The sequence below is a fragment of the Novosphingobium sp. HR1a genome, from assembly GCF_015594425.1.
Taxonomy (GTDB): domain Bacteria; phylum Pseudomonadota; class Alphaproteobacteria; order Sphingomonadales; family Sphingomonadaceae; genus Novosphingobium; species Novosphingobium resinovorum_A.
This window is the reverse complement of record NZ_JABXWS010000064.1, coordinates 25,773-51,264: the sequence shown is the minus strand read 5'-3', so window position 1 is coordinate 51,264 and position 25,492 is coordinate 25,773. Positions and strand designations below refer to the sequence as shown.

Sequence of the window (25,492 nt, the reverse complement as noted above, 5' to 3'; positions counted from 1 at the left end):
GATGACCCTGACTGCAGCCGATTTCCCCGTCGAACTCTCGCCCGGCACCTGGGACGTCCTGCGCGGCGACTTCCCGCTCCTGATCGACGGCAAGTTCGTATCTTCCGCAAGCGGCGCGGCGGGCGTAACCCACGATCCCGCGACCGGCGCCGCGCTGGCGGACTTCGCGCTCGGCGATGCGGTGGACGTGGACCTTGCGGTCCGCGCGGCCCACAAGGCCTTCGGCGGCCCGTGGTCGAAGCTCTCGCACTTCGAGCGCGCAAGGCTGCTGCGCAAGCTGGCCGACCTGTTCGAGGCCAACACGCAAGTGCTGGCCGAACTCGAGGTCATCGACAACGGCATGCCGATGTGGCTCGCTGGCCTGACCGCCCGCAACAATGCCGAACTGTTCCATTACTACGCGGGCTGGGCGGAGCGGATCGAGGGCACCACCACGACCCCGCCCGCGCATGTCCTCGCGGCGGGAGAGGCGCTGACCTACACCCTGCGCGAGCCGGTCGGCGTCGTCGGCCAGATCGTGCCGTGGAACGTCCCGCTCTCGATGGCGTGTCTCAAGCTGGCTCCGGCGCTGGCGGCGGGCTGCACCGTGGTCCTCAAGCCCGCCGAGGAGACGCCGCTCAGCGCCGTCGTGCTCGGCCGTCTGATCATGGAGGCGGGCTTCCCTGAAGGCGTCGTCAACATCGTCAACGGCGATGGCGCGACGGCGGGCGCGGCGCTGGTCAAGCATCCGCTGGTGTCCAAGATCTCGTTCACCGGGTCGACCGAAGTGGGCAAGCTGATCGTGCGCGAATGCGCCGACGATCTCAAGAAAGTCAGCCTCGAACTGGGCGGCAAGTCGCCGGTGATCGTCTTCCCGGATGCGGACATGGCCAAGGCCGTGCCGGGCGTTGCGATGGCGACCTTCTTCCTGCAGGGCCAGAACTGCATGGCGGGCACGCGCATCTTCGTCCACGCCGATATCTACGACGAACTGCTCGAAGGGATGGCCGCGTTCGCCGGGTCTATGAAGATCGGCCATGGCCTGCATGCGGACACGATGATCGGTCCGCTGATCTCCGCCAAGCAGAAGGCCCGCGTCATGAGCTTCGTCGAGGAGGCGAAGGCAGGCCCGGCGCGCGTCGTCGCGGGGGGCAAGGCGCCCGAAGGCCCCGGCCACTTCGTCGAACCCACCATCGTTGCCGACACCACCCCCGACATGCGCGTGGTGCGCGAGGAGATCTTCGGCCCGGTCATGGCCGTCCAGCGCTTCGAGGGCGACGACCTCGACGCCATCGCCGCGATGGCGAACGACAGCGACTTCGGCCTTTCGGGCAGCGTCTGGACGCAGGACCTGTCCACCGCGCACAAGATGGCGGCGCGGGTGCGGTCGGGCCATGTCTCGGTCAACACTCACGGTGCGGTCGGCGCCAACATCCCGTTCGGCGGCTTCAAGCAGTCGGGCTGGGGGCGTGAGTTCGGGCGGGAGGGGCTGGACCTCTATCTGGAGACCAAGGCCGTGACCGTGGCCCTGTGATGGAAAGTGCAGTGACTTATCTTCGCCGTCATGCGGGCCGCATCGTCTATCATCACGCCGATGGTCCGCAGGGGATCGAGGACTTTGGCATCGACGTGCGCGCCGATGGCCGCACGGTCCGCGCCTATTGCGAGATGGGCGACGGCGCCCTGACCCGCGACGCCTCGTGGAGCCTCGATGCCGATCTGCGCCCGGTCGAGGGTCAGGTGCGCGTCGTCCAGCACGGCAAGCTGACCGGCAGTTCGTGGTACTATTTCACGCCCGACGCCACGCACTGCGAGTCGCTGACCGCGAACCTCGGTCGCACCAGCCAGACCTTGCCCGGACGGGTCGATTATCTCGGCCTGCATCCGCTCGTGGGCGACGGTGCCATCGCGCTTGCGCGCGGGATCGACGAGCCGGGTGCGGAGCGGATGATCCCGAGCGTCACCTGTTCCTACGACATCAACGGCGAAAGCTCGCTTGTCGCGCTGCCGATCACGATCGGCGTTACCTATGTCGGCAAGGAGGAGGTGACCGTCCCGGCGGGCACGTTCACGGCCGACGTCTACGAACTGCGCTGGCAACCGCACTGGCCGCCAGCGCGGCTGTGGGTGCACGGCGAGGATGCGGTGTTCCTGCGCCTGACCTGGGAGTTCTCCGGCCTCGACAGCCAGCTGGAGCGCTACGCGACCGCCACGGGCGAGGATACGGCTTGGTTCGCGGGGGCTTCGACAAGCTCAACCTGAGCGGTGTCGAAAACGGGTCTTCACATTCTCTTTGGATAGGCGGTGTGGAGGACCAGCCCCCAAATCCCGCTCGGGCTGAGCTTGTCGAAGCCCCCGGTGAGCAAGGCCGTGCCTAAAGACAGCCACCGGTCCCGGCCTGCGCCGGGACGACGCAGGCCCTCAATGTCGCTCGATCGAGACGTGGCGCAGTTCATGCACCGGCGCGAGGCGGCGGCGCAGTTCGCCATGGTCGCGTGCCGAACTGGCCGATATGATCGCGGCATGGGCGTCGGGGCCGATGCGCCAGACGTGAAGGTCGGTGATGCGCGCGTCGCCGGGGCCTTCGATGGCCTCGCGCACTTCTTCCGCGACGTGGTCGTCGGTGCGGTCGAGCAGGATGGCGGCGGTGTCCTTCATCAGCGACCATGACCAGCGCGCAATGACGACCGCGCCGACCACGCCCATCAGCGGGTCGAGGAAGGTCCAGCCCAGATAGCGCCCGGCCAACAACGCGACGATCGCCATGACCGAGGTGAGCGCATCGGCCAGCACGTGCAGGTAGGCCGAGCGCAAGTTGTTGTCGTTGTGCGCGTGGCCGTGACGATGCCCGTGATCATGATGGTGCCCATGCCCGTGCCCATGGTGGTGATGGTCGCCGGAGAGCAGCAGGGCGCTGACGATGTTCACGATCAGGCCGATCACCGCGACGATGGTGGCGTCCCCGAACGCCACCGGACCGGGGTTGAGCAGGCGTTCCACTGATTCCGCCCCGATCCCCACCGCGAACAGCGCCAGAACCAGAGCCGAGGCGAAGCCGGCGAGGTCACCGACCTTGCCGGTCCCGAAGCTGAAGGCCGGATTTCGGCGGTGCCTGCGAGCATAGCGATAGGCCAGCGCGGCGACGCCGAGCGCTCCGGCATGGGTCGCCATGTGGAACCCGTCGGCGAGCAGCGCCATCGATCCGGTGGCATATCCGGCGACGATCTCGCCCACCATCATGACGGCGGTGAGCACGACGACCCACTGCGTGCGGCGGGCGTTGGCGTCGTGCGAGGCGCCGAGGAAGTCATGATCGTGAATGGTTGGGTGAGGCAGGGAAGCCATGGGAGATGCGGTCTTTCTACTTCGCGTAACGGCGGATGGCGGCGATCACGGCCTGTACGCCGTCCTCGCGCTCGGCATCGGAGAGGTCGGGCGCGGAGACGTGGGTGCGCAGGTGGTCCTCGATCAGTTCGTCGATGAAACCGTTGACCGCGCCGCGGACCGCCGCGCTCTGCAGCAGCACTTTCGCGCAGTCCTCCCCTTCGACGAGCGAGCGCTCGACCGCCTGCAACTGCCCGACCATGCGACGTATCCGCATGATGAGCGCCTGATTGTCCTTGCCGAGATGTGCCATACCTATACCCCCTTAGGGTATAAGCGGAGAAGCCGCAAGGTTTGACCCGCCCGGGCGGTCCCGATACGGGAACAAAGTCGAGGGCCGTTCATTTCAAAAGCCCGCGCCGACGCTCCGTTTCGCTTCGCGAGCGTCGCCCATCCGCCGGTTCGGGTCGCCATCCGCAGCCGGCGCCACAGACGCAGGATCACGAGCACGCGATGAGCGTAATCACCACTATCGCCGCAGCGGCAGCCGCCCCCGCCGCCACTCCGGCTCCCGCAAAGTCCCCCATTCCCGACGTTTCCGTGCAGGTCCGCGACTTGTCGAATTCGACCTTCGCGTGGTTCCAGACCTACTGGCTGCAGATCATCATCGCGGTGGCCATCGCCGTCGCCATCGTCTCGGCGCTTTACGCGCTACGCCGCCTCGGCGCGCGGTTGTGCCGCGAAGAACGCGGGCGGGGCGACTGGCTCACCATCGTCGGCCGGGTGGTCACCAAGACGACCAACTATTTCATCATCATGGTCGCGATCCGCGCGGTCGACGGCTACGCGCAGACGCCGCCGATGATCGACCGGATGGTGACCTTCTTCTTCACCCTCGCCGCCGTCCTGCAAGGCGCGATCTGGGCGCGCGAGTTCATCCTCGGCGCGATCGAGCACAAGACTTCGGCCGAGCACTTCAAGGGCGAGGCGATCATCAACGCCATGGGCCTCATCCGCCTGCTGGTGAGCGTGGTCGTCTTCGCGGTGGCGACGGTGGTTCTGCTCGACAACATCGGCGTCAACGTCACCGGCCTCGTCGCGGGTCTGGGTGTGGGCGGCATCGCCATCGGTCTGGCAGCGCAAGGCATCTTCGCCGATCTTTTCGCGGCGCTGGCGATCATCTTCGACCGCCCCTTCAGCAAGGGCGACCAGATCAGCTTCGGCACCAGTTCGGGCGTTATCGAGGCGATCGGCCTCAAGTCCACCCGCATCCGCGCCTATACCGGCGAACTGCGGATCATCGCCAACAAGAACCTGCTCGACAAGGAGATCCTGAACGTCAGCGGGCGCGACCACATCCGCCTGCCGTTCACCATCGGCGTCGCCTACGAGACCCCTCCGGAGACGCTGGCGCGCATTCCGGGCATCCTGACCGAACTTGTCGAGGCGGAAGGCGGCAAGGCATCGCGCGCCGGTTTCGAGAGCTTCGGCGCCAGTTCGCTCGATTTCAGCCTGCTGGTGGACGTGCCCGGCAAGGACTGGGGCATCGCCCACCCCTTGCGCGACCGCTTGATGGTGGCGATCGTCGAGCGGTTCGCGCAGGAGGGCATTGCGATCCCCTATCCCACGCAGACGACCTTCACCGCCGCGCCCGACGGCACGATCATCATGCCCTATCCCGAAAAGGCGACCTGACGACGATGGCAGGACGCTGTACGCCTTTCGTCGAAACCCCGGATGCGTTTGCCGGGAGAATCAGCTAAACGCAGGCGGCAATGGAGCTTTCCCGCCATATAGCCGCCGACCCCCGCGAGCCCGAACTGGACAACGTGCTCGTCGAGACCCCCTTGCCCGAAGGCAGGGGGTGGCGCACTTGGCCGCGCCGACTGTTGGCATGGCTGTGGCGGCTTCTGCCGTGGCACCGCTGGACGTGGAAGCAGCGCATCGTCCGCACTTTCGCGGGGGTTCTGGCGCTGTTCGTGCTGACCGTGGGCTATCTCGCGGTCACCGCGCCGCTGTCCAAGTCGCTCCAGCCGATCGCGCCGCCCGAGATCACCCTGCTCGCCGCCGACGGTACGCCGATCGCCCGCAACGGCGCGGTCACCGACGATCCGGTCAAGGTAAAGGACCTGCCGCCGCACGTCGTGCAGGCGTTCCTGGCGATCGAGGACCGGCGGTTCTATTCGCACTGGGGCATCGACCCGCGCGGCATCGCCCGCGCCGCGCTCAGCAACGTGACCGGCGGGAATACGCAGGGCGGCTCCACCATCACGCAGCAGCTGGCCAAGTTCACGTTCCTGAGTTCGGAGCGCAGCCTCACGCGCAAGGGGCGCGAGATGCTGATCGCGTTCTGGCTGGAGGCATGGCTGACCAAGGACGAGATCCTCGAGCGCTACCTTTCCAACGCCTACTTCGGCGACAATACCTACGGCATCCGCGCGGCCTCGCTGCACTACTTCCACCGCCAGCCCGAGAAGCTGACCGAGGGGCAGGCGGCGCTGCTGGCAGGGCTGATGAAGGCTCCCTCGCGCCTGGCGCCGACCAACAACTTCGCCGCGTCCGAGAAGCGCATGCGGGTGGTCCTGCAAGCCATGGCCGATGCGGGATACATGACCCCGCAGCACGCGAAGGCCGTATCCACGCCCCGTCTCGACGTGCGCAACCGGGCCGAGCTTCCGACCGGCACCTACTTCGCCGACTGGGCGCTGCCGCAGGCGCGCCAGCTCGAAGCGGCGGGCCACGCCGAGTCCTATCGCACCACGCTGGATTCGCGCCTGCAAGCCGCCGCGCACCGCGCCACCCGGCAGGTTCCTGCAGGCACGCAAGTCGCGCTCGTGGCCATGCGCCGCAACGGAGAGGTCGTCGCCATGGTCGGCGGGCGGGACTATTCGCAAAGCCCGTTCAACCGCGTCACGCAGGCGCGCCGCCAGCCGGGCTCGACCTTCAAGCTGTTCGTCTACCTCGCCGCGATCAAGTCCGGGATGAGCCCCGAAGATACGATCCCCAACACGCCGATCGAGACCGGCTCCTACCGACCGCAGAACGCCGGCGGGGCCTATTCGCCGACGATCACGCTGGAGGACGCCTTCGCGCGGTCCAGCAACGTCGCAGCGGTGCGGCTGTTCAACCGGGTCGGGGACGAGTCGGTGATCGACATGGCGCGGCGGCTCGGCGTGTCTTCACCGCTGCCGATGGGCGATCCCAGCCTGGCGCTCGGCACCGCGACGATGACGCTGCTGGAACTGACCTCCGCCTATGCGGGCGTCGCCGCCAACAGCTTCCCGGTCGAGCCGCGCGCTTTCCCGGTGCCGGAGGCGGGCTGGTTCGACTGGTTGCTCGATGGCAAGCGCTCGCTCTCGAAGCATGATCACGAGGCGATCGAGGGCATGCTGCGCGCCACCGTCAATCGCGGCACGGGCCGTGCGGCCATGCTGCAGGCACCGAACTTCGGCAAGACCGGCACCAGTCAGGAGAACCGCGATGCGCTCTTCGTGGGCTATTCGGGTGATCTCGTCGTCGGCGTCTGGGTCGGCAAGGACGACAATTCGCCGCTGAACGGGGTCTCCGGCGGCACCGTCCCGGCGCGCATCTGGCGTGACTTCATGCGCGAGGCATTGGGCGAGAAGGCCGCGCCGCCGCCGCGCAAGGCTGCCGATCCGGACGGCCCGGTCCAGCCGCTCGACGTGCCGGACCTCGGCGACATTCCGGTAGGCGACGACAACCACATCCGCATCGAGAACGGACAGGCGGTGTTGAGCACCAAGGTCGAAGGGGTGCCGCTCGACGTGACGCTGGACGGGCAGGGCCTGCGCATCGAGCCGAGCGGCAGCGCCTCACCCGCACCGAGATCATCGGTCGCGCCGAGTCCTTCGGGCGCGCCGTGACAGTTCGTCGTCCCGGACTTAATCCGGGACCGGTGGCTGTCTTTAGGCAGGTCCGGTCGGCAAGGCACTGCCGCCGTAAGTGGGCTGGTCACGGCCAGCGGTCCTGGATCAAGTCCGGGACGACGTCCCTGCCGCCATCACACCGGAATCTTCGTTCGGTACACCACCGGCCTTAGTGCAAAGCTGGTGGTGACTTGCGAGACACCCTCGATCCGCGTCAGCCTGTTGCGCAGGAAGTCCTCGAAAGTGCCCAGCGAAGGCACCAGCAGCCGCAGCTGATAGTCCGCCTCCCCGGTCATCAGGTAGCATTCCATGACCTCGGGAAACTGCATGATCGCGGTCTCGAAGGCTTCGAGGTGGCGATCGTCCTGCTGGTCCAGTCGCACGCGGACGAAGGCGGTGACGCCAAGGCCCACCGTCTCGGGGTCGACCAGCGCGACGTAGCGGGTGATCACGCCTTCGCCTTCCAGCTGTTTGAGGCGGCGCAGGCAGGGGGAGGGGGACAGGCCGACCCGCTCCGACAGTTCCTGATTGGTGATGCGTCCGTCGGACTGCAGTTCGTCGAGAATCCGGCGGTCAATCGAGTCCAGTGGTGATGGCATGATTATGGCGTCCATTGCGGAATTATCGGCAGGTTCTGCCAATGGATACGCGCCGAGAGGCCGAACACGCAAGGACATGCGCAGCCCGCCGAGCGTATCCTGCCGCGATGGCGCTCGAGCGCCATTCAGGGAGCATGAGCAGATGGCCGACACGATCACCCAGACCCGCGCCGACCTTGTCGCGACGCTGGAGGCACTGGAGAAGCGGCTGCTGTGGCTTTCGGCATGGACGATCCACAACGCCAACCACCTGCGCCCCAAGCGCGATGGCCTGAAGGTCGGCGGGCATCAGGCCAGCTGCGCCTCGATGACGGCGATCATGTCCGCGCTCTATTTCCATGCGCTGCGCCCGCAGGACAAGGTGGCGGTGAAGCCCCACGCCGGGCCGGTGCTCCACGCGATCCACTATCTGCTGGGCGAGCAGACGCGCGAGAAGCTGGAGCGCTTTCGCGGCCTCGGCGGCGTGCAGAGCTATCCCTCGCGCACCAAGGACACGATCCCCGTCGATTTTTCGACCGGCTCGGTCGGCCTCGGCGTCGCGGTGACGGCGTTCTCGAGTCTGGTGCAGGACTATCTCGTCGCGCATGGTCAAGTGCGCGAGGAAGACGCGGGGCGGATGATCGCGCTGATGGGCGATGCCGAACTCGACGAAGGCAACATCTACGAATGCCTCATCGAAGGCTACAAGCACGACTTGCGCAACTGCTGGTGGGTGGTGGACTACAACCGCCAGTCGCTCGACAGCACGACGGCCGATCGCATGTTCCGCCGCTTCGACGACATCTTCGAGACCTGCGGCTGGCGCGTCGTCACGCTCAAGTACGGCAAGCTGCAGCGCGAGGCTTTCGCAAAGCCCGGCGGCAAGGCGATCGAGGAATGGATCGACCAGTGCCCCAATGCCGACTTCGCGGTGCTGACCTATCAGGGCGGCGCGGCGTGGCGCGCGCGCCTGATGGCCGACATCGGCGGCAAGGCGCAAGTTCGCAAGCTGCTGGACAGCTACGACGACGATGCGCTGGCAGCCCTGATGACCAACCTTGGCGGCCACTGCATCGAAAGCCTGATCGACGCCTTCGATGCCTGCGACGACGACCGGCCGACGCTGTTCATCGCTTACACGGTGAAGGGCCACGGGCTGCCGCTGGCGGGGCACAAGGACAACCATTCGGGCATGATGAACCCGCCCCAGATGGAGCAGTTCCGCAGCCTGATGGGCGTGCCGGAAGGGCAGGAGTGGGAACCCTGGGGCGGCCTTGGCGACAATGCCGCAGCCGCACTCGACGCCTTCGTCAAGGCCAGCCCGATCGCCCGCAAGCCCGCCGAGCCGCTGGCGCCTGCCGTCGCCGTGCCCGCGCTGCCGGCGCCCGAAGGCGCGGAGCAATCGACTCAGGCCGCCTTCGGACGCATCCTGCTCGACATCGCCAAGTCGGGCGAGGAACTGGCCGACCGCATCGTCACCACCGCGCCCGACGTCACGCAGACCACCAACCTCGGCGGCTTCGTCAACCAGCGCGGGCTGTTTCGGCGGCAGGAACTGGCCGACGTGTTCCAGAAGGCGAAGATCCCCTCGGCGCAGAAGTGGTCGGCGCACGGGGCGGGCCAGCACATCGAACTGGGCATCGCCGAGAACAACTTCTTCATCATGCTCGCCTCGCTGGGGCTGGCTGCACCGCACTTCGGCACGCGGCTGCTGCCGGTGGGGACGGTCTACGATCCGTTCATTTCGCGCGGGCTCGATGCGCTCAACTATGGCTGTTATCAGGACTCGCGCTTCCTGCTGGTGGGCACGCCCTCGGGCCTGACGCTGGCGGCGGAGGGCGGCGCGCACCAGTCGATCAACACGCCGCTGATCGGCATGGGCCAGCCGGGGCTGACGGCCTTCGACCCGGCCTTTGCCGACGAACTGGCGCTGATCATGGGCTGGTCGTTCGACCACATGCAGCGCGAGGACGGCGGCTCGGTCTACTTGCGCCTCTCCACCCGCGCGATCCCGCAGGTGTCGCGCGAGAACGACGACTGGCAGGCCGATGCCTTGAAGGGCGGATACTGGCTGAAGAAGCCGGGTCCGGACGCGCAGGCGGCGATCGCCTTCTCCGGCGTCGTGGCACCCGAAGCGCTGGCGGCGTGGGAGCAACTGGCGGAGGATCTGCCGGGTATCGGCCTGCTCAACGTGACCTCGCCGGACCTGCTCCATCGGGGCTGGTCGGCGCGGCGGGCGGCGCGCTGGAACGGGCAGAAGCAGGCGCCGAGCCATGCGGAGACCTTGCTGGGCGCGCTGGCGCCGGGGGCGGGGCTGGTGACGGTGCTGGACGGCTCGCCGGGGGCGCTGTCGTGGCTGGGCGGGGTCAAGGGCATGCGCGTCAGCCCGCTCGGCACCGACCGCTTCGGGCAGACGGGGGACCTCTACGATCTCTACCGGACTTACCGTCTCGACGCCGACGCCATCATCGACGCCGCCGCCGAACTTTTCCTGGAGGACTGAGCGCCTTCAGCGGCGAGGGGGCGCGGTCGATCCCCTCGTCACCAAGGTGCAGTCGAAGGTCTTCTTGCCGACTTCACTGGTCTTCCTGAAGTCGAGGAGCAGCCGCACGGCTTCCTCGGCCATTTCGAAGATAGGCTGGCGCATCGTTGTCAGTTCCGGCCAGACGCTGCGGGCGATCCAGCTGTCGTCGAAGCCGACGACGGAGAGGTCGTCGGGGATCTTGACACCCAGCTGCGCGGCGGCAGCGAAGACACCGGCGGCCATGTCGTCGTTCTCCGCGAAGATCGCGGTCGGCGGCTGGGGCGCGCGCATGATCTGCAGGCCAGCGCCGATCCCGGAGGAAAACGTGAACTCGCCGGTGGCGGTGACGATGTCGGACGGGGCGTGGCCACGTTCCTCCAGCGCGGCGACGAAAGCTTCGCGCCGCCATTGGCTCGCGCCATGCGTCGCCGGGCCGTCGATCAGGCCGAACCTGCGGTGGCCGAGGCCCCAGAGGTGGCGGACGAGATCGTGCACCGCCGCTGCGTCGTTCGAGCGGACGCTGGCGACTTCGGGATTGTCGCGGATCGGGGCGAGCAGGACGTAGGGCAGCTTGCGCGCGTCGAGGGCGGCGATCACGGCCGCGTTGTCGCAGGCGGGCGGGGTGACGACCATGCCGTCCAGGCGGGCGCTGGCGAGCAGGCCGTCCATGGTCTCACGGATGTCGCTGGCCGAGGTGTCGACGCTCTCGATGACCAGTTGAAAGCCTGCCGCGCGGCAGGCGGCATAAGCGCCGTTGAGAATCTGGAGCGTGTAGCCCGGACTCGGGTTGTCGAACAGGATGCCGAGGAAGAACGAGCGCCCGGCCGCCAGCGCACGCGCGGCGAAGTTGGGGCGGTAACCCAGTTCGGCGACGGCCTTGTCGACCTTGGCCTTGAGGTCGGGGCGGACGCTCGCTTCGTTGTTGATAACCCGGGAGACGCTTTTCATCGAGACGCCCGCCTGACGGGCAACGTCCATGATGGTGACCTTTTTCATTTCCCCCGGTGCGTCCTCAGATTGGCTTTGTGCATGGCCTCTGTTTCACCAAGCCCGCCCGAATGCAAGGCAATCGCCATCACGCGGGAAGCGGGTTCAGTATGAAGACAGCGTTGTATCAAGCAATCCTGTTAGCGGTCACGTTCTACCTGAAATCGCAAGCATCTTTTTTAATGACAGCGCTGTTTTTTGGAAATACATATGCAGCAGATCAAACGTCAGGCGCAATCTTCAAGCGCGCCGGCAGAGCGGGAGGGGACAGTGAGCGAATTCCTTGCAGTCGCTTCGGCGCAAAAGCCGGGCGAACCCGTGGCGGCGCGGCCGGGCGGAGAGCTTTGGGAGGGTTGATCCTCCCAGCAAGGCCGGTCGCACCCTCCTCCGCGACCGGCCTTGCAGAAACCCCCGCTTGATCTACGACCGCTCCCGACACGCAGCACAAGGAATCCCCAGTCATGGCGATGGCGCCGTCCACCAGCAGTGATCCGCAATTCGCCGAGGAAGTGCCCGGAGGCCACGTCGATGCGGCCGAGCTGCGCTATTTCGTGATGGCGCTGTTCTTCATCTTCGGCGGCATCACCAGCCTGAACGACGTGATCATCCCCAAGCTCAAGGAACTGTTCACGCTCAGCTACACGCAGGCGATGCTGGTGCAGTTCTGCTTCTTCACGGCTTATGCGGTGATCGGCATTCCGGGCGCGATGCTGGTGCGCAAGGTCGGCTACATGCGCGGCGCGGCCGCCGGCCTGGTGATCATGATTGCGGGCTGCCTGGCCTTCATCCCGGCCTCGCAGACCGCGAGCTACTGGCTGTTCCTGGCCGCGTACTTCGTGCTCGCGGCGGGGGTCGTGATCGTGCAGGTGGTGGCGAACCCGCTGATCAGCCTGCTCGGCAAGCCGGAAACCACCAGTTCGCGCCTGACGTTCGCGCAGGCGTTCAACTCGCTGGGGACCACGATCTTCCCGATCGCGGGGTCGGTGCTGATCCTCGGCAGTCTGGCCAAGGTGTCCGCCCATGACCTGACCGGAGAGGCGCTCGACGCCTATCGCCGCGCGGAAAGCGCCGCGATCGTGCACGGCTATCTGGGCATCGCGGTCGCCCTGGCGATCGTCGCGGGAGCCGTGTGGATGTTCCGCAATCGTCTCCCGGTCGAGAAGCACGGGGACACCGGCGGCTTTGCGGGCTTCGACCTGCTGAAGCGCCCGCGCTTCGGCTACGGCGCGCTTTGCATCTTCCTGTACGTCGGTGCGGAAGTCTCGATCGGCTCGCTCATCGTCAGCTACCTGATGCAGGACCATGTGATGGCGCTGCCCGAGCAGTCGGCGGGCAAGCTGATCGGCCTCTACTGGGGCGGAGCGATGGTCGGCCGCTTCATCGGTTCGGCGGTGCTGCGCGTGTTGAACCCCGGCATCGTGCTGGCTTTCAATGCCTGCGCGGCGATAGCGCTGATCGCGCTTTCGGTGACGTCCAGCGGCCATGTCTCGGGCTATGCCCTGCTGGCGGTGGGACTGATGAACTCGATCATGTTCCCGACCATCTTCAGCCTCGCCTGCGATAAGCTGGGCATGCGTGCGGCGGACGGGTCGGGCATCATCAACGTCGCGATCTGCGGCGGTGCGATCGTGCCGCTGGCGACCGGCGCGATCGCCGACGCGGCCGGGGGTAATCTCGGCGTGGCGCTGGTGCTTCCGGCGCTATGCTACGCGGTCATCGCGGGCTTCGGCCTCTTCGCGCGCAAGAGCGCCGCACAGGCGTAGGCCAACGCCGCCGCGATGCATTCATGGCCCGTCAGCCGCCGCTGGCGGGCCATTATCGTCCGTGGTATTCTCCCTGACGCACTCAAGAATGAGGCGGCATGGAGAGAGGCTATGGACGGTTTGGAATCCGTATTTTGCGCCTGCGAATTCCGCATCTTGTGCATTGCGGTGATGTGCACCGGCACGATCGCGGCTCTGACGGTTGCCTTACTGACCTGAGGCTGCACCCGGGATCAGGCCGACCGGCGCGCCCATCTCGATGATCCGGTCGTTCAGCGTTTTCAGGATGCGCAGGAACTCTGCCATGTCCGCTGCCGGAAGAGTCTCGAAGAACTCGGCGGCGAACGCATCTCGGTAAGGCGCGACTTCCTGCACCACCACCGCCCCGGCCGGCGTAAGGCTGATCCGCTTCGCGCGGCGATCGTTCGGATCGGGCGTGCGCATCGCCAGGCCATCGCGTTCCAGCGCATCCACAGCCTCGGTCACCGTGCGCGGCGCCTGATTGAGGGTGTCGGCGATGTCGGTCGAGCGGATCGGCCCGGCGCGATCCAGCAGCATCAGCAGCTTGAGCTGCGCAAGCGACGTGCCCCGCTCGCGCACGCGATCGTTGAACAGGCGATGCATCCGCTGGTGCAGATCGCGCATCTCTTCGAGGATTTCTTGCTCGATGCTCATGACGAGAAATAGTGTGGGACCATATAAAATGGTGTTGCCATACATCGCGCTTAGGTGCAAGTGCGAGCGCGATCGCCGCTGCGATGCAGCAATAACGGTATGGATTTCGATTGATGGCAACGGATTTGAGCGAATCGCAGGGGCAGTCTGCCGCGAATCAGGGACCGGAACGGGTGCCACCGCTCAAGCGCCCGGGTGTGCGTCGTGGTCTGCTGGCGGCGGGTGTTCTGGTGCTGGTGGCGGGCGGGTTGTGGCTGGCCCAGTACCAGATCTACGGCAAATTCGAGCAGAACACCAACGACGCCTATATCCAGGCTGACGCCGTCACGATCTCTCCCAAGATTTCCGGCTATGTCGAGCAAGTCCTCGTCGGTGACAACCAGGATGTGAAGGTGGGCCAGCCGCTCGTCCGCATCGACCCGCGCGACTACGATGCGCAGGCGCAGCAGTATCAGGCCCAGATCGACGTCGCCAAGGCCAATGCCGACAATGTGCGCGCCACGATCAGCGAGCAGGAAGCCGCCATCGCACAGGCCCGCGCCCAGCTTGCCTCGGCCGAGCAGGATGCACGCTTCGCTGCCGGTGAGGCGGCCCGCTACGCGCCGCTCGCCGCCAGCGGAGCGGAGACCGCCGAGCGTCTGTCCAGCTTGCGCAATCAGGCGGCGAAAGCCCGCGCCGTCGCGGATGCACAGCGCGCCACGCTGCTTTCGGCCGAGCGCCGGATCGCTTCGCTCAATGCGCAGGTCCGTCAGGCCGACGCGCAGGGCGAGGCGGCGCGTGCGCAACTGGCCGCCGCGCACGTCAACGTAGGGTCGACCGTGCTGAAGAGCAGCGTTGCGGGCCGGATCGGCGACCGCACGGTGCGTGCCGGGCAGTTCGTGCAGGCGGGTACGCGGCTGATGTCGGTGGTGCCGCTGTCCAAGCTCTACGTCACCGCCAATTTCAAGGAAACCCAGATCGGCCTGATGCGTCCGGGCCAGCCCGCGACGATCGAGATCGACGCGCTGGATGGCACGAAGATCGCCGGGCACGTCGAAAGCATCTCGCCGGGTACGGGCGCGCAGTTCTCGCTGCTGCCGCCGCAGAATGCCACGGGCAACTTCACCAAGATCGTCCAGCGCGTGCCGGTGCGCATCGCCATCGACGCGGGCACCGAGGCGCGGCGCGTGTTGGTGCCGGGCCTGTCGGTGGTCGTCACTGTCGACACGATCTCGGCCAAGGGCGCGCAGCGCAGCATCGCCGCTCAGGAAGAGGCACGCCGGGACGCCAAGCCGTGAACGACGCGGTTTCCGCGCCTCAACCTGAACAGCGCGCCGATGCGGCGGCCTGGCTGGCTGTGGCGGCGGGCACGCTCGGTGCGCTCATGGCGACGCTCGACGTGTCGATCGTCAACAGTTCACTGCCGACGATCCAGGGCGAAATCGGCGCCAGCGGCACCGAGGGCACGTGGATCGCGACGGCCTATCTGGTGGCGGAGATCATCGTCATTCCCCTCTCCGGCTGGCTTGAGCGGCTGCTCGGCCTGCGCACGCTGCTGCTGGTCGCCTCGATCCTGTTCACCCTGTTTTCGATCGTCTGCGGTCTTTCGACGACGCTGCCGATGATGATCGCCGGCCGCATCGGGCAGGGCTTCACCGGCGGAGCGCTGATCCCGACGGCGATGACGATCGTGGCGACACGATTGCCTCGCGCGCAGCAACCGGTAGGCAACGCCCTGTTCGGTGCGACCGCGCTGCTGGGGCCGGTGGTCGGCCCTGTGCTCGGCGGCTGGCTGACCGAGAACGTGAGCTGGCACTACGCCTTCTTCCTGAACCTGCCGGTCGGCATCGCGCTGGTGACGCTGCTGCTCCTCGCGATCCCGCACCAGCCGGCCAAGCTGCACCTGATCCGCGAGGCGGACTGGCTCGGCATCCTCGGCCTTGCGCTGGGGCTGGGCGCGCTGACGGTCGTGCTGGAAGAGGGAGAGCGCGAACAGTGGTTCGAATCCTCGCTGATCATCACCCTGACGCTGATCTCGCTGCTGGGCTTCGCCTTGCTGGGGCTTGGGCAGGTGGCGGCTCGCAAGCCCGTCATCCGGCTGAGCCTCCTGCTCAACCGGCAGTTCGGCAGCGTCGTCGCCATGGTCACCGTGGTCGGCATGGTGATTTACGGCACGTCCTATGCGATCCCGCAGTTCCTTGCGACCATCGCCGGGTACAATTCGCTGCAGGCGGGGCAGGTGGTGATGCTCTCGGGCATTCCGGTGATGCTGATGATGCCGATCACGCCCTGGCTGCTGCGCAACGTGGACATCCGCATTTCCGTCTGCCTCGGGCTGTGCATCCTGGCGCTCAGCGCCTGGCTGGAGACCGGGCTGACTGCCACGTCCGACAGTTCGGATTTCACCGATTCCCAGCTGCTGCGCGGCATGGGCACCGTGTTCTGCATGATGTTCCTGAATCAGGCGGCGATCCGATCGGTGCCGCCGGAGCAGGCGGGCGACGCCTCGGGGCTCTACAATTCCGCGCGCAACCTGGGCGGTTCGTTCGCTCTGGCCGGGATCGCCATCATCCAGGACCAGCGGCTGTGGCTGCATAGCCGCAGGCTCGAGGAGAGCCTCAACGCCAACTCGCTGGCGGTGCAGGACTACGTTGCCGGGCAGGGGAGCGGCGCCTTGCGCTCGATCGCGGCGACGATCCAGACCCAGGCGCTGACGATGACGTACAGCGACATGTTCTGGATCATGTCGGTGGGGATCGTGTTCGTGATCCCGCTCGTGCTTTTCCTGCGCCCGCTGCCCAAGAACGCGCCGCTGGCGTCCGGACATTGAGGAAGACCATGCGTTCCCAGATTCTGCTGCTTTCCCTCGCCACCGGCTTGCTGGCCGGTTGCACCGTCGGCCCCGACTATGCCGGGCCGCCAAAGACGGCATCGGATGCCGCTGGCGCGGCCTTCGTGCGCGCCGATGCGGGCACGACCAGCGCGCCGCCGGTCGCCGACTGGTGGAAGACCCTCGGCGATCCACAGCTCGACGCCCTGATCACCCGCGCTCTTGCCAGTAACACCGACATTCGCGCTGCCGAAGCCCGGTTGCGGCAGGCCCGCGCGGCGCTGGGCGAGCAGCGCGCGAACAGCGCACCCAAGGCGAGCGCCTCCGCCCTCTATGCCCACGCGCACATTCCCGGGGCGAGCCTGGGGTCCAGCGACAGCAGCGGCAGTTCCAGCAGCGACCTCAACCTTTACAACCTCGGCTTCGACGCGAGCTGGGAGATCGACCTGTTTGGCGGCCAGCGCCGCACCGTCGAAGCCGCGCGCGCACAGATGGAAGGCACCGAGGCGAGCCTTGCCGACGTGCAGGTCAGCATCTCCGCCAACGTCGCGCAGAACTACCTGAACTTGCGTGACCGCCAGCAGCGCATCGCGCTGGGCGAGCAGTCGGTGGCGATGCAGACGGACATGCTGGCGCTCACCCGCCAGCGCTTCGATCGCGGCACGGCGACAGCGGCGGACGTCGCGCAGGCCGAGAGCCAGCTGGATGCGACGCGGGCACGGATTTCCCCTCTGGCGGCCGAGCGGGACGCCTATTTCAATGCCCTGGCGGTGCTGACCGGTCAGCAGCCCGGCGCGGTCGATGCGGACCTGTCGGCGGCCGGTGAGATACCCTTACCCCCCGCCTTGGTGCCGGTGGGTGACCCTGCGGTGCTGCTTGCGCACCGTCCCGACATTCGCGCTGCCGAGCGTACGCTGGCCGCCGATACCGCGAAAATCGGCCAGGCGGAGGCCGCCCGCTTCCCGCGCCTGTCGTTCATGGGCCTCATCGGCATCGGCGGCACCAAGATCAGCGATCTCGGCAATCTCGATGATTTCGTGGCGGTCGGCGCGCCGCAGCTGAGCTGGAGTTTCCTCGATTTCGGCCGCACCAAGGCGAAAGTCGGGCAGGCCAGGGCGACCCGTGACGAGGCGGAGGCCCGCTACGACGGCACCGTCCTGTCGGCCCTGCAGGACGCGGAAGACGCCCTTGCACGGTTCCGCGAAGCCCGCGTGACCGTCGCCTCGCTGGCGCGCGTGCGGGACAAGGCGGCTCTGACCGAACGGCTGGCGCAGAGCCGCTATCAGGCTGGGACAGCAACGAGAATCGCCGCGCTCAGCGCTCGCAACGACCTCAACCGCGCCGAGCAGGACCTCGTCTCAGCGCGTGCCGCCCTGACAGGGGATTACGTCGCCATCCAGAAAGCGCTGGGCTTCGCCTGGCGCTGAGCGCTGAGCGCAGGCTTGCGCGAAACATGCAGCGGTGCCTATTAGCGGCCGATGCGCATTGCTCTATTCGAACCGGAAATCGCCGGCAACGTCGGCGCCGTCCTTCGCCTGTGCGCCTGTTTCGGTGTCGGTGTGGACCTCATCGAGCCGATGGGCTTCGAGTGGGACGACCGCCGCGTGCGCCGCACGGCGATGGACTACATCGATCACGTCAGCGTGACGCGCCATGCCGATTTCGAGGCGTTCAGAGGCACGGTCGGCGAAAGCAGGCTGGTGCTGTTCACGACCAAGAGCAGCGAATCCGCCTACGAGTTCAGCTTCCTGCCTGACGACGTGCTGTTGTTTGGAAAGGAAAGCGCAGGCGTTCCCCCATCGGTCGCCGATGCATGCCATGCCCGCGTGCGTATTCCCATGCGTCCGCAGGTTCGCTCGATGAATCTCGCGACTTCGGCGGCGCTGGCCCTTGGCGAAGGGTTGCGGCAGACTTCGACATTGCCTGGCTGAAGATTGCGGATCTGACGATTACGGGGGCGATCAACAAAACTGCCGCGCTCGCTCAAGTGCCGCCCGGCACCTGAGCTATAGTCGCAGCCATCACCACGGCGGGGACGCATGCAGGCAGACACCATCATCACCGGCGCGACCGTCATCACGATGGACGCCGAGCGCCGCGTCATCCGTAACGGTGGCATCGCCTTTTCGGGTGACTGCATCGTCGCCGTGGGGAAGGCCGCCGATCTGGCCGGGATCGAGGCGCGCGAAGTGGTGGATGGCTCCCGGTTCCTGCTGACGCCGGGCTTCGTCAATGCCCATGTCCACCTCACCGAGACGCTCATCCGGGGCTTCATTCCCGGCGACCTGCCGTTCGACGAGACGCTCGGCCGCTGGGTGATCCCCCTTTACAAGGACCACGCGCCCGCCGAACAGGCGGTTGCGGCGAAACTGGCCATCGCGGCGATGCTGCGTACCGGCACGACGACCTTCCTGGAGGCGGGCACGGTCATCGCCTTCGACGAGGTCATGGCCGCAATCGCAGAAACCGGCATTCGGGGGCGGGTCGGCCGCTGGACCGAGGATCGCGCCTGGGACCCGGCCGCCAATGCAGAGGCGCTCACCCGGAACGCTTTCGCGGCGCTGGAGCGCGATCTGGAGGCATACCCGCAGGATGGTCGCCGCATTGCCGCCTGGCCCAACCTCATCGGCCACATGACCGCGACCGACGCCTTGTGGCGGTGCGTGACCGATCTCGCCCGGCGAACCGGCACCGGGGTCTCCGCGCACATGAGCCCTGTCGCCGGCGATTCCGCATGGTATCTTGCCCAGACCGGAAAGCGCGCGGTCGAGCATCTGTCCGACCTTGGCGTGCTGGGGCCGCATCTCAACCTCGTCCACATGGTCCACATCGATGCGCGCGAAGCCGAACTGGTCGCGACGAGCGGAGCCAATGTCACACACTGCCCCGATTCGGCCCTGCGCGGCGGCTACGGCGTGACGCGGCGCGGGCTGTTTCCGGAAATGGCGGCGGCGGGCGTCAATATCGCGCTTGGAACCGACGGCGCGGACAACCACGACATGATGCGCGTCATGGCGCTGATGGCCTCGTTGTTCCGCGACGCGCGCGAGGACCGTTCGCTGTTCCCCGCGCACGCAGCGCTGGAGATGGCGACGCTGAACGGCGCGAAAGTGCTCGGGCTGTCGGACAGCATCGGCGCTCTGGCGGTCGGCATGAAGGCGGACATCGTCGCGCATGACATCCGGCGCCCGGAATGGGTGCCGCTCAACAATCCGGTCGAGCAGCTGGTCGCCTCCGCCGATGGGCGGGGCGTCGATTCGGTCTGGGTCGATGGCGTGCGTGTGGTGGCCGATCATCGCTGCACTCTCATCGACGAGGACGCGCTCTGGACCGAGGGGCAGGCGATGGCGGAAGCGGTGCTCGGGCGTTCGGGATTGCCGCTGGTCAGCGAATGGCCGATCATCTGATGAAGGAAGGGACGCACAAGGTGGAATATTCGGCGATTACGGTGACCCCGCTCACCCCCGGCATGGGCGGGGTGGTCTCGGGTGTGGACCTCACGCAGCCGCTCTCCAATCTGGAGGTGGAGGAACTGCACCGCGCGCTGGAGGATCGGCTAGTGATCTTCTTTCGCGATCAGCCCATCGACCATACGGCGCACAAGCGCTTCGCCAATTACTTCGGCGGCATCCACATCGCGCCCAGCACCAAGCCCTGGCAGCAGCCGGGACACCCCGAAATCACGGTCATGCACGCCGACGGGGATTCCACTTTCGTCGCGGGCGAGGACTGGCATTCGGACATGAGCTGCGATGCCGAGCCTCCGCTGGGTTCGGTGCTCTACCTCCACACGGTGCCGCCGGTGGGCGGGGATACCGCGTTTTCCAACATGTATGCCGCCTACGATGCGCTTTCAGACCGGATGAAGGCGCATCTTAACGGGTTGACGGCGGTTCATGACGCGGTGGTCGGCTTCGGCGGCATCACGCCGGAGGGCATGAAGCTGCCGCGCAGCACGCATCCTGTGATCCGCACGCATCCGGCTACGGGCCGCAAGGCCATCTATGTCAACAAGGGATACACCACGTATATCGAAGGTCTGCCGCGCGCCGAAAGCGACGCGCTGCTCGGCTACCTGTTCGATCACGTGAAGCATCCGCTGTTCCAGTGCCGCTTCTCCTGGGCGCAGCATTCGATCGCGTTCTGGGACAACCGCTGCACGCAACACTCGGCGACCTGGGACTATTTCCCCCAAGTCCGGTCCGGTTTTCGCGTGCAGATACTTGGCGATGTTCCTGTTTGACATGTGAACTGGAACTGTAGTTCCATCCTACGGCCATTAATCTCCGGCGGTGCGTGGGGGCTCGGCTGCTCGGTCGATGGAGGGCAGGCGGTCCTCGACCAGTACCAGCACGTCGCCGATGATCGTGCGCATCGCGACCCGTGCGGCGCTCGCATCCCGAGAGGCGATGGCATCGCGTACCTTGGCGTGTTCGGCAACGTCCGCCGTGCGTCCCTTGATCCGATTGGTGAAGCGGATCGAGGTGCGCAGCGCGGTGCCGACCACGTCGCGTAACTGGATGTAGAACGGGTTCTTCGAGGCCCGCAGCACTGCGACGTGGAAGGCTATGTCGGCCTCCAGTGGGTCATCCAGGCCCCGCTCGGCCGCTTGCATGCGGCGCAGGCCGTCGTCGATGCGCGTGATATCGTCCTCACCCGCGACGCGGGCGGCGAGGGCTGCGGCCTCGGGCTCCACTGCCACGCGCAGTTCGTTGAACTGGCGCAGCAGGTCTAGCGAAAGCCGGCGTTCCAGCATCCAGCGCAGCACATCGGTATCGAACAGATTCCACGACGATGTCGGCTGAACCGTCGTGCCCTGACGCGGGCGAGCGCTGAGGAGCCCCTTGGCGGTCAGCATCTTCACCGCTTCGCGCGTCACCGACCGGCTGACACCGTGCTGCTTGGCGAGTTCCGCCTCGGTCGGGAAGACCTGGTTCTCGAACCGGCCGGTGACGATGGCGCGGCCGATATTGTCGAGCAGCCCGTATGTCAGGTTCCGGCCCAGCTGGGTCGCCGGTTCATCGACTGTGAGATGGGAAGACCCTGCCACGAAACCGTCCTTGTCCTTTTCGTTGCGCCGTCGCGCAATGCCATCGTAGTGCGCGTGGCAGGCCGGACAAGAACGTTTCATATGATAATTATGATTTGAAGGCCGGCCCGGAAGCGTGGCCTGAGGGCGATCACCGCACCGGGCATCTTCAGTACGAGCGAAGGATGGTTCCCCTTGAAGCCATCCCTCTCTAATCGGCTATTTCACGGATTCGGTTCGCCAGCGCCTCCATTGCGAACGGCTTGGTCATGATCGCCATGTTCGGCGCCAGCTGGTTGTTGCTCATCACGGTCTGCTCTGCATAGCCGGTGATGAACAGCACCTTGAGCGCGGGCAGGCGGGCCAGTGCGGCATCGGCTATCTGCCGCCCGTTCATGCCTCCGGGCAAGCCGACGTCGGTTATCAGCAGGTCGATCGGCTGTCCGCTTTCGATGATCCGCATGGCGCTGGGTCCGTCGTGAGCCTTCATGACCCGATAGCCCAACTCCTCCACGACTTCGACCACGAGCATCCGCACCGTCGGTTCGTCGTCCACGACGAGGATCCGGCCGGTTCGCCGCGATCGTTCGGCGGCCGGTTCCTGTTCGGGAGCGGGCGCTGCAACGGCGGCGAGCGCCTCCGTCCCCTCGTGTCGCGGCAGGTAGAGGCGCATGATGGTGCCTTGCCCGGGCTGCGTCGCGATACCGATCTGTCCACCGGACTGACGCGCGAAACCATAGATCATGGACAGGCCGAGCCCGGTGCCCTCTCCGATCGGCTTGGTGGTGAAGAACGGGTCGAAGGCGCGTTCGACGACGGCCGGTGTCATGCCGGTGCCGGTGTCCGATACACTGATTTCGACGTATTCTCCCGGCTCCAGGTCCTGCTCACGCGCCTGTCGGTCCGACAGGGTGACATTGGCGCTAGAAATCCGAATGATGCCGCCGCCGGGCATGGCATCGCGCGCATTGATGCACAAGTTGAGCAATGCGTTCTCAAGCTGGTTGGGATCGACCAGGGTGGACCACAGCCCGGAGGAAGACGAGGTTCGCACTTCGACCTGCGGCCCGACCGTGCGGCGCACCAGATCCTCGATGCCGACCACGAGGGCTGCGACATCGGTAGGCGTCGGTGCCAGCGTCTGGCGGCGGGAAAAGGCAAGCAGCCGATGCGTCAGCGCTGCCGCCCGGCGCACCGCGCCTTGCGCGGCGGTCGAGTATTTCTCCAGTTCGCCAGTGCGGCCTTGCCCAATGCGTGTGTGTATTATCTCCAGCGCGCCCGAGATGCCGGCCAGCAGGTTGTTGAAATCGTGCGCGAGGCCGCCGGTGAGTTGGCCGACCGCCTCCATCTTCTGCGACTGGCGCAGCGCATCCTCGGCGCGGTCGCGCTCGGCGGCGGTTTCGAGGACTTCCTCGTGAAGGCGGCGGCGTTCTTCCTCGAGTTGGCGCTCCACCGCCTTGCGAGCGGACACGTCCTGCATGGCGCCGACCATGCGCTGCGGCCGTCCGGCCTCGTCGCGGATGACGTAGCCGCGGTCGAGAACGTCGGCGTAGCTGCCGTCGGCGCGGCGGAAGCGGTATTCGTCCGTCCAGTCGGTGCCCTGTCCGTCAATGACGCGGAAGATGCTTTCATGGATGCGGCGAGCGTCGTCAGGGTGGATTTGCGACAGCCACCATTCACCGGTCGGAGCCACTGCCTCGGGCACGTGACCGTAGGCATGGGCCAGGGCCTCGTTCCAGGTGACGTGGTCGGCGCGCAAGTCCCAGTCCCACACCGCGTCGTTGGTGGCCCGCCCGGCAAGGCGCAGCCGCTCGCCCACTTCGCGCAGGGCCGCATTGGCTTCCCGGTCGCTGGTGACGTCCTGCACGGTGCCGATCAGGCGTACCGGCGCGCGACCTTCGAAGAAGGCGAGGCCATGGGCGCTGATGTGGCGCAGTTCGCCGTCCTCGATCCCGATGGTTCGGTACCCGACCTCGAAATGATGCGATCCATCAGGGTCTAGCGATGCCGCCACGGCGCGGTCGGCGCGGTCGCGATCTTCAGGGTGAAGCCCTGCAAGGAAGGCCGTCTCGTAGCTGACGCTCACACCCGGGGAGAGGCCGAACAAGGCGCGGCAGCGGTCGTCCCAGGTCAGCGTGCCTTCGCGCGGGCGATAGTCGAAGCGGCCCAGTTCGGCGGCGCGCACGGCCAGTTCCAGTTCCTCGCGGCTGCGCTCCAGCGCGCGCTCGGTGCGGCGGCGTGCGGTCAGGTCGGTGAACAGGACGGCGACGTGGTGCCGGGCGGGGTCATCGACGCGATAGGCCTGTACGGCGTACCAGCGGTCGTCCAACTGGCGGGCGGGAAGTTCGATCCGTTCGGGGCGGCCAGTCCTGGCGACACGGCCGTAGAGATCGAACCAGTGCTGCTCATGGGCGGGTGCGATCTCGCGCATCCATCGGCCCTGGGCATTGGCGATGCCGGTGTAGGCCTCGAAGGAATCGTTGACCTCTATGAAGCGATAGTCGCTGGCCTTGCCATCATCGTCGAATACGACTTCGACGACGCAGAAACCGGAATCGATGGAATTGAAAAGGGAGCGATAGCGCTGCTCACTGGCGCGCAAGGCGACTTCGCTGCGGGCGCGATCGACGGCATCGCGGGTGCGCAGGGCGACGTCTTCCACTTGCCGGGTCTCGCTTTCCGTCCAGATGCGCGGGGTTGCGTGGTGGACATAGAGTACGCTGTCGAACCTGCCTTCGCGGAAGATCGGACAGACCACCAGCGCATGCGAGCCGATGCTTCGCCAGCCTTCAGCGAAGGCGGCGATGCGCGGGTCGGTATCGCTGTCGGCGACTACCAGCGTGTGGCCAAGGCGCAGTTCTGCGATGATCGCGGGGCCAAAGCTGTCGAGCACGCGCGTCTCTCCGGCGAGGCTTGGCAGGGTGCTCGACCAGTCCGCGTCCAGATGCGCCCTCACACCGTCGTCGCTTATCGTGGCGAAGCCGCAGCGGCCAGCCGAGAGGTGCTCGCCCAGCAGTTGCGCTGCCGTGGCGAGGATGTCCTCGGCGTCTTCGCTGCGGCGCATGCGGTCGAGCAGACGCAGCTGGAATGCCTGCCATTTACGCAGTTCCTCATGGCTGGACCGGCCGAAAGCGTCGGTCATGCGTGGGCCTCGACAGGCAGGACCATGCAGCACACGACCCCGTCGGCCGTGAAGTTCACCGTCGCTCCGGTGCCTTCTCCGCGGGCGAGGCTGCGGGTGATCAAGGTCTGGCCGAAACCGTGGCGCCTGGGTGATTCCACGCGCGGGCCTCCGCTTTCCGTCCACATGATTTCGTAGAGATCGCCGTCGAGCGCGCGTCCCCTGACGGTCACGCAGCCGGTTTCGGCCGATAACGCGCCGTACTTGACTGCGTTGGTCGTAAGTTCGTGCACGACGAGGCCGAAGGCGATCGCGACGTCGGGTGCGACCAGACGATCCAGTGCGGCGAGTTCCATGCGTGGTCCGGGAGAAGAAAGGTAGGGCGCGAGTTCGGAGCGGATCATCGCGGAGAGGTCAACCCCGGTCCAGGAGACATCGGCGAGCAGGTTGTGGGTGGCTGCCAGCGCCTGGATGCGGCGCGTGAAGCGCACGCGGAAGTCGTCGAGCCCGTGAGAATTCGACAAAGTCCGACTACAGATGGACAGAACCATCGACAGCGTGTTCTTCACGCGGTGATCCAGTTCATGCATCAGCAGGGTCTGGCGCCTATCGTCCGCACTGCGCATGGCGTCGGCATCCCCCTCGCGGATGGCACGCAGGGCTTCTTCCGCTTCGTGGAGGCGGCGCCTCAGTTCCTCCACCGAAAGCGCCTCCAACGCCGCCGGAATCGTCACGGGGGTAGCCGTCAGGCCGTTTTCGTTTCCAGCTGCCATGCCTGTCCCGAACCATCTCCAGAATCGGTGCTTAAGCGAGGCC

At 66.6% G+C, this 25,492-nt stretch carries 20 protein-coding genes; 12 read left to right on the top strand and 8 right to left on the bottom strand.

The window, feature by feature from the left end; all coding sequences use genetic code 11:
• The first annotated feature begins 1 nt into the window (after nt 1).
• Both HWN72_RS18315 and HWN72_RS18310 read left to right on the top strand, forming a co-directional pair.
• Nucleotides 2-1,513, top strand: coding sequence for an aldehyde dehydrogenase (locus HWN72_RS18315; protein WP_036529025.1), 1,512 nt, complete (start codon nt 2-4; stop codon nt 1,511-1,513).
• An 11-nt stretch (nt 1,514-1,524) separates the two neighbouring features.
• On the top strand, nt 1,525-2,241 hold the full coding sequence (locus tag HWN72_RS18310) for a hypothetical protein (protein ID WP_155986428.1): 717 nt from the start codon (nt 1,525-1,527) through the stop codon (nt 2,239-2,241).
• A gap of 159 nt (nt 2,242-2,400) precedes the next feature.
• On the opposite strand, the gene dmeF is transcribed toward HWN72_RS18310, so the two are convergent.
• Both dmeF and HWN72_RS18300 read right to left on the bottom strand, forming a co-directional pair.
• A complete protein-coding gene (gene dmeF / locus HWN72_RS18305; protein WP_036529029.1) occupies nt 2,401-3,324 on the bottom strand; it encodes a CDF family Co(II)/Ni(II) efflux transporter DmeF in 924 nt (307 codons plus the stop codon).
• A gap of 16 nt (nt 3,325-3,340) precedes the next feature.
• Nucleotides 3,341-3,616: a metal/formaldehyde-sensitive transcriptional repressor gene (locus HWN72_RS18300; RefSeq protein ID WP_008832657.1), complete on the bottom strand. Its 276-nt coding sequence runs from the start codon at nt 3,614-3,616 to the stop codon at nt 3,341-3,343.
• A gap of 200 nt (nt 3,617-3,816) precedes the next feature.
• On the opposite strand from HWN72_RS18300, the gene HWN72_RS18295 reads away from it, so the two are divergent.
• Both HWN72_RS18295 and HWN72_RS18290 read left to right on the top strand, forming a co-directional pair.
• On the top strand, nt 3,817-4,998 hold the full coding sequence (locus HWN72_RS18295; RefSeq protein WP_155986429.1) for a mechanosensitive ion channel family protein: 1,182 nt from the start codon (nt 3,817-3,819) through the stop codon (nt 4,996-4,998).
• Between the two features lie 80 nt (nt 4,999-5,078).
• Nucleotides 5,079-7,187 carry a transglycosylase domain-containing protein gene (locus HWN72_RS18290; protein WP_211150939.1) on the top strand — a complete coding sequence of 703 codons (2,109 nt, stop codon included), beginning with the start codon at nt 5,079-5,081 and terminating at the stop codon, nt 7,185-7,187.
• Between the two features lie 137 nt (nt 7,188-7,324).
• On the opposite strand, the gene HWN72_RS18285 is transcribed toward HWN72_RS18290, so the two are convergent.
• Nucleotides 7,325-7,804 (bottom strand): Lrp/AsnC family transcriptional regulator, encoded by a 480-nt coding sequence (locus HWN72_RS18285; protein ID WP_008832660.1) that lies wholly within the window; start codon nt 7,802-7,804, stop codon nt 7,325-7,327.
• A 127-nt stretch (nt 7,805-7,931) separates the two neighbouring features.
• Here HWN72_RS18285 and HWN72_RS18280 point away from each other — a divergent pair, with 127 nt between their 5' ends.
• A complete protein-coding gene (locus tag HWN72_RS18280) occupies nt 7,932-10,271 on the top strand; it encodes a transketolase (protein ID WP_211150938.1) in 2,340 nt (779 codons plus the stop codon).
• Nucleotides 10,272-10,277: 6 nt separating this feature from the next.
• Here HWN72_RS18280 and HWN72_RS18275 read toward each other — a convergent pair whose 3' ends face one another.
• Nucleotides 10,278-11,288 (bottom strand): LacI family DNA-binding transcriptional regulator, encoded by a 1,011-nt coding sequence (locus HWN72_RS18275; protein ID WP_036529037.1) that lies wholly within the window; start codon nt 11,286-11,288, stop codon nt 10,278-10,280.
• Nucleotides 11,289-11,740: 452 nt separating this feature from the next.
• Between HWN72_RS18275 and HWN72_RS18270 the strand changes: the two genes are divergently transcribed.
• Nucleotides 11,741-13,042, top strand: a complete 1,302-nt coding sequence (locus tag HWN72_RS18270) for a sugar MFS transporter (RefSeq protein WP_036529039.1) — start codon at nt 11,741-11,743, stop codon at nt 13,040-13,042.
• A 207-nt stretch (nt 13,043-13,249) separates the two neighbouring features.
• Here the strand turns inward: HWN72_RS18270 and HWN72_RS18265 are convergent, their stop codons facing one another.
• Complete coding sequence (locus HWN72_RS18265) at nt 13,250-13,717, bottom strand: MarR family winged helix-turn-helix transcriptional regulator (protein ID WP_008830363.1); 468 nt, start codon at nt 13,715-13,717, stop codon at nt 13,250-13,252.
• Nucleotides 13,718-13,830: 113 nt separating this feature from the next.
• On the opposite strand from HWN72_RS18265, the gene HWN72_RS18260 reads away from it, so the two are divergent.
• From HWN72_RS18260 to HWN72_RS18235, 6 genes are all read left to right on the top strand, one after another.
• A complete protein-coding gene (locus tag HWN72_RS18260; RefSeq protein WP_211150937.1) occupies nt 13,831-14,994 on the top strand; it encodes an HlyD family secretion protein in 1,164 nt (387 codons plus the stop codon).
• Nucleotides 14,991-16,526 (top strand): MDR family MFS transporter, encoded by a 1,536-nt coding sequence (locus HWN72_RS18255; protein WP_211150936.1) that lies wholly within the window; start codon nt 14,991-14,993, stop codon nt 16,524-16,526. Before HWN72_RS18260 ends, HWN72_RS18255 begins: the two co-directional genes overlap by 4 nt.
• An 8-nt stretch (nt 16,527-16,534) precedes the next feature.
• Nucleotides 16,535-17,953, top strand: coding sequence for an efflux transporter outer membrane subunit (locus tag HWN72_RS18250; RefSeq protein ID WP_211150935.1), 1,419 nt, complete (start codon nt 16,535-16,537; stop codon nt 17,951-17,953).
• Nucleotides 17,954-18,004: 51 nt separating this feature from the next.
• A complete protein-coding gene (locus HWN72_RS18245; protein ID WP_008830367.1) occupies nt 18,005-18,457 on the top strand; it encodes a tRNA (cytidine(34)-2'-O)-methyltransferase in 453 nt (150 codons plus the stop codon).
• Nucleotides 18,458-18,565: 108 nt separating this feature from the next.
• Nucleotides 18,566-19,933 carry an amidohydrolase family protein gene (locus HWN72_RS18240; RefSeq protein ID WP_211150934.1) on the top strand — a complete coding sequence of 456 codons (1,368 nt, stop codon included), beginning with the start codon at nt 18,566-18,568 and terminating at the stop codon, nt 19,931-19,933.
• Nucleotides 19,918-20,769, top strand: a complete 852-nt coding sequence (locus HWN72_RS18235) for a TauD/TfdA family dioxygenase (RefSeq protein WP_211150933.1) — start codon at nt 19,918-19,920, stop codon at nt 20,767-20,769. Before HWN72_RS18240 ends, HWN72_RS18235 begins: the two co-directional genes overlap by 16 nt.
• 36 nt (nt 20,770-20,805) lie before the next feature.
• Here HWN72_RS18235 and HWN72_RS18230 read toward each other — a convergent pair whose 3' ends face one another.
• From HWN72_RS18230 to HWN72_RS18220, 3 genes are all read right to left on the bottom strand, one after another.
• The gene (locus tag HWN72_RS18230; protein WP_211150932.1) at nt 20,806-21,576 is read right to left on the bottom strand and encodes a FadR/GntR family transcriptional regulator; all 771 of its coding nucleotides are present in this window, start codon (nt 21,574-21,576) and stop codon (nt 20,806-20,808) included.
• Between the two features lie 190 nt (nt 21,577-21,766).
• On the bottom strand, nt 21,767-24,697 hold the full coding sequence (locus tag HWN72_RS18225; protein WP_211150931.1) for a PAS domain-containing protein: 2,931 nt from the start codon (nt 24,695-24,697) through the stop codon (nt 21,767-21,769).
• Complete coding sequence (locus HWN72_RS18220) at nt 24,694-25,449, bottom strand: sensor histidine kinase (protein ID WP_211150930.1); 756 nt, start codon at nt 25,447-25,449, stop codon at nt 24,694-24,696. Before HWN72_RS18220 ends, HWN72_RS18225 begins: the two co-directional genes overlap by 4 nt.
• Between the last annotated feature and the right edge of the window lie 43 nt (nt 25,450-25,492).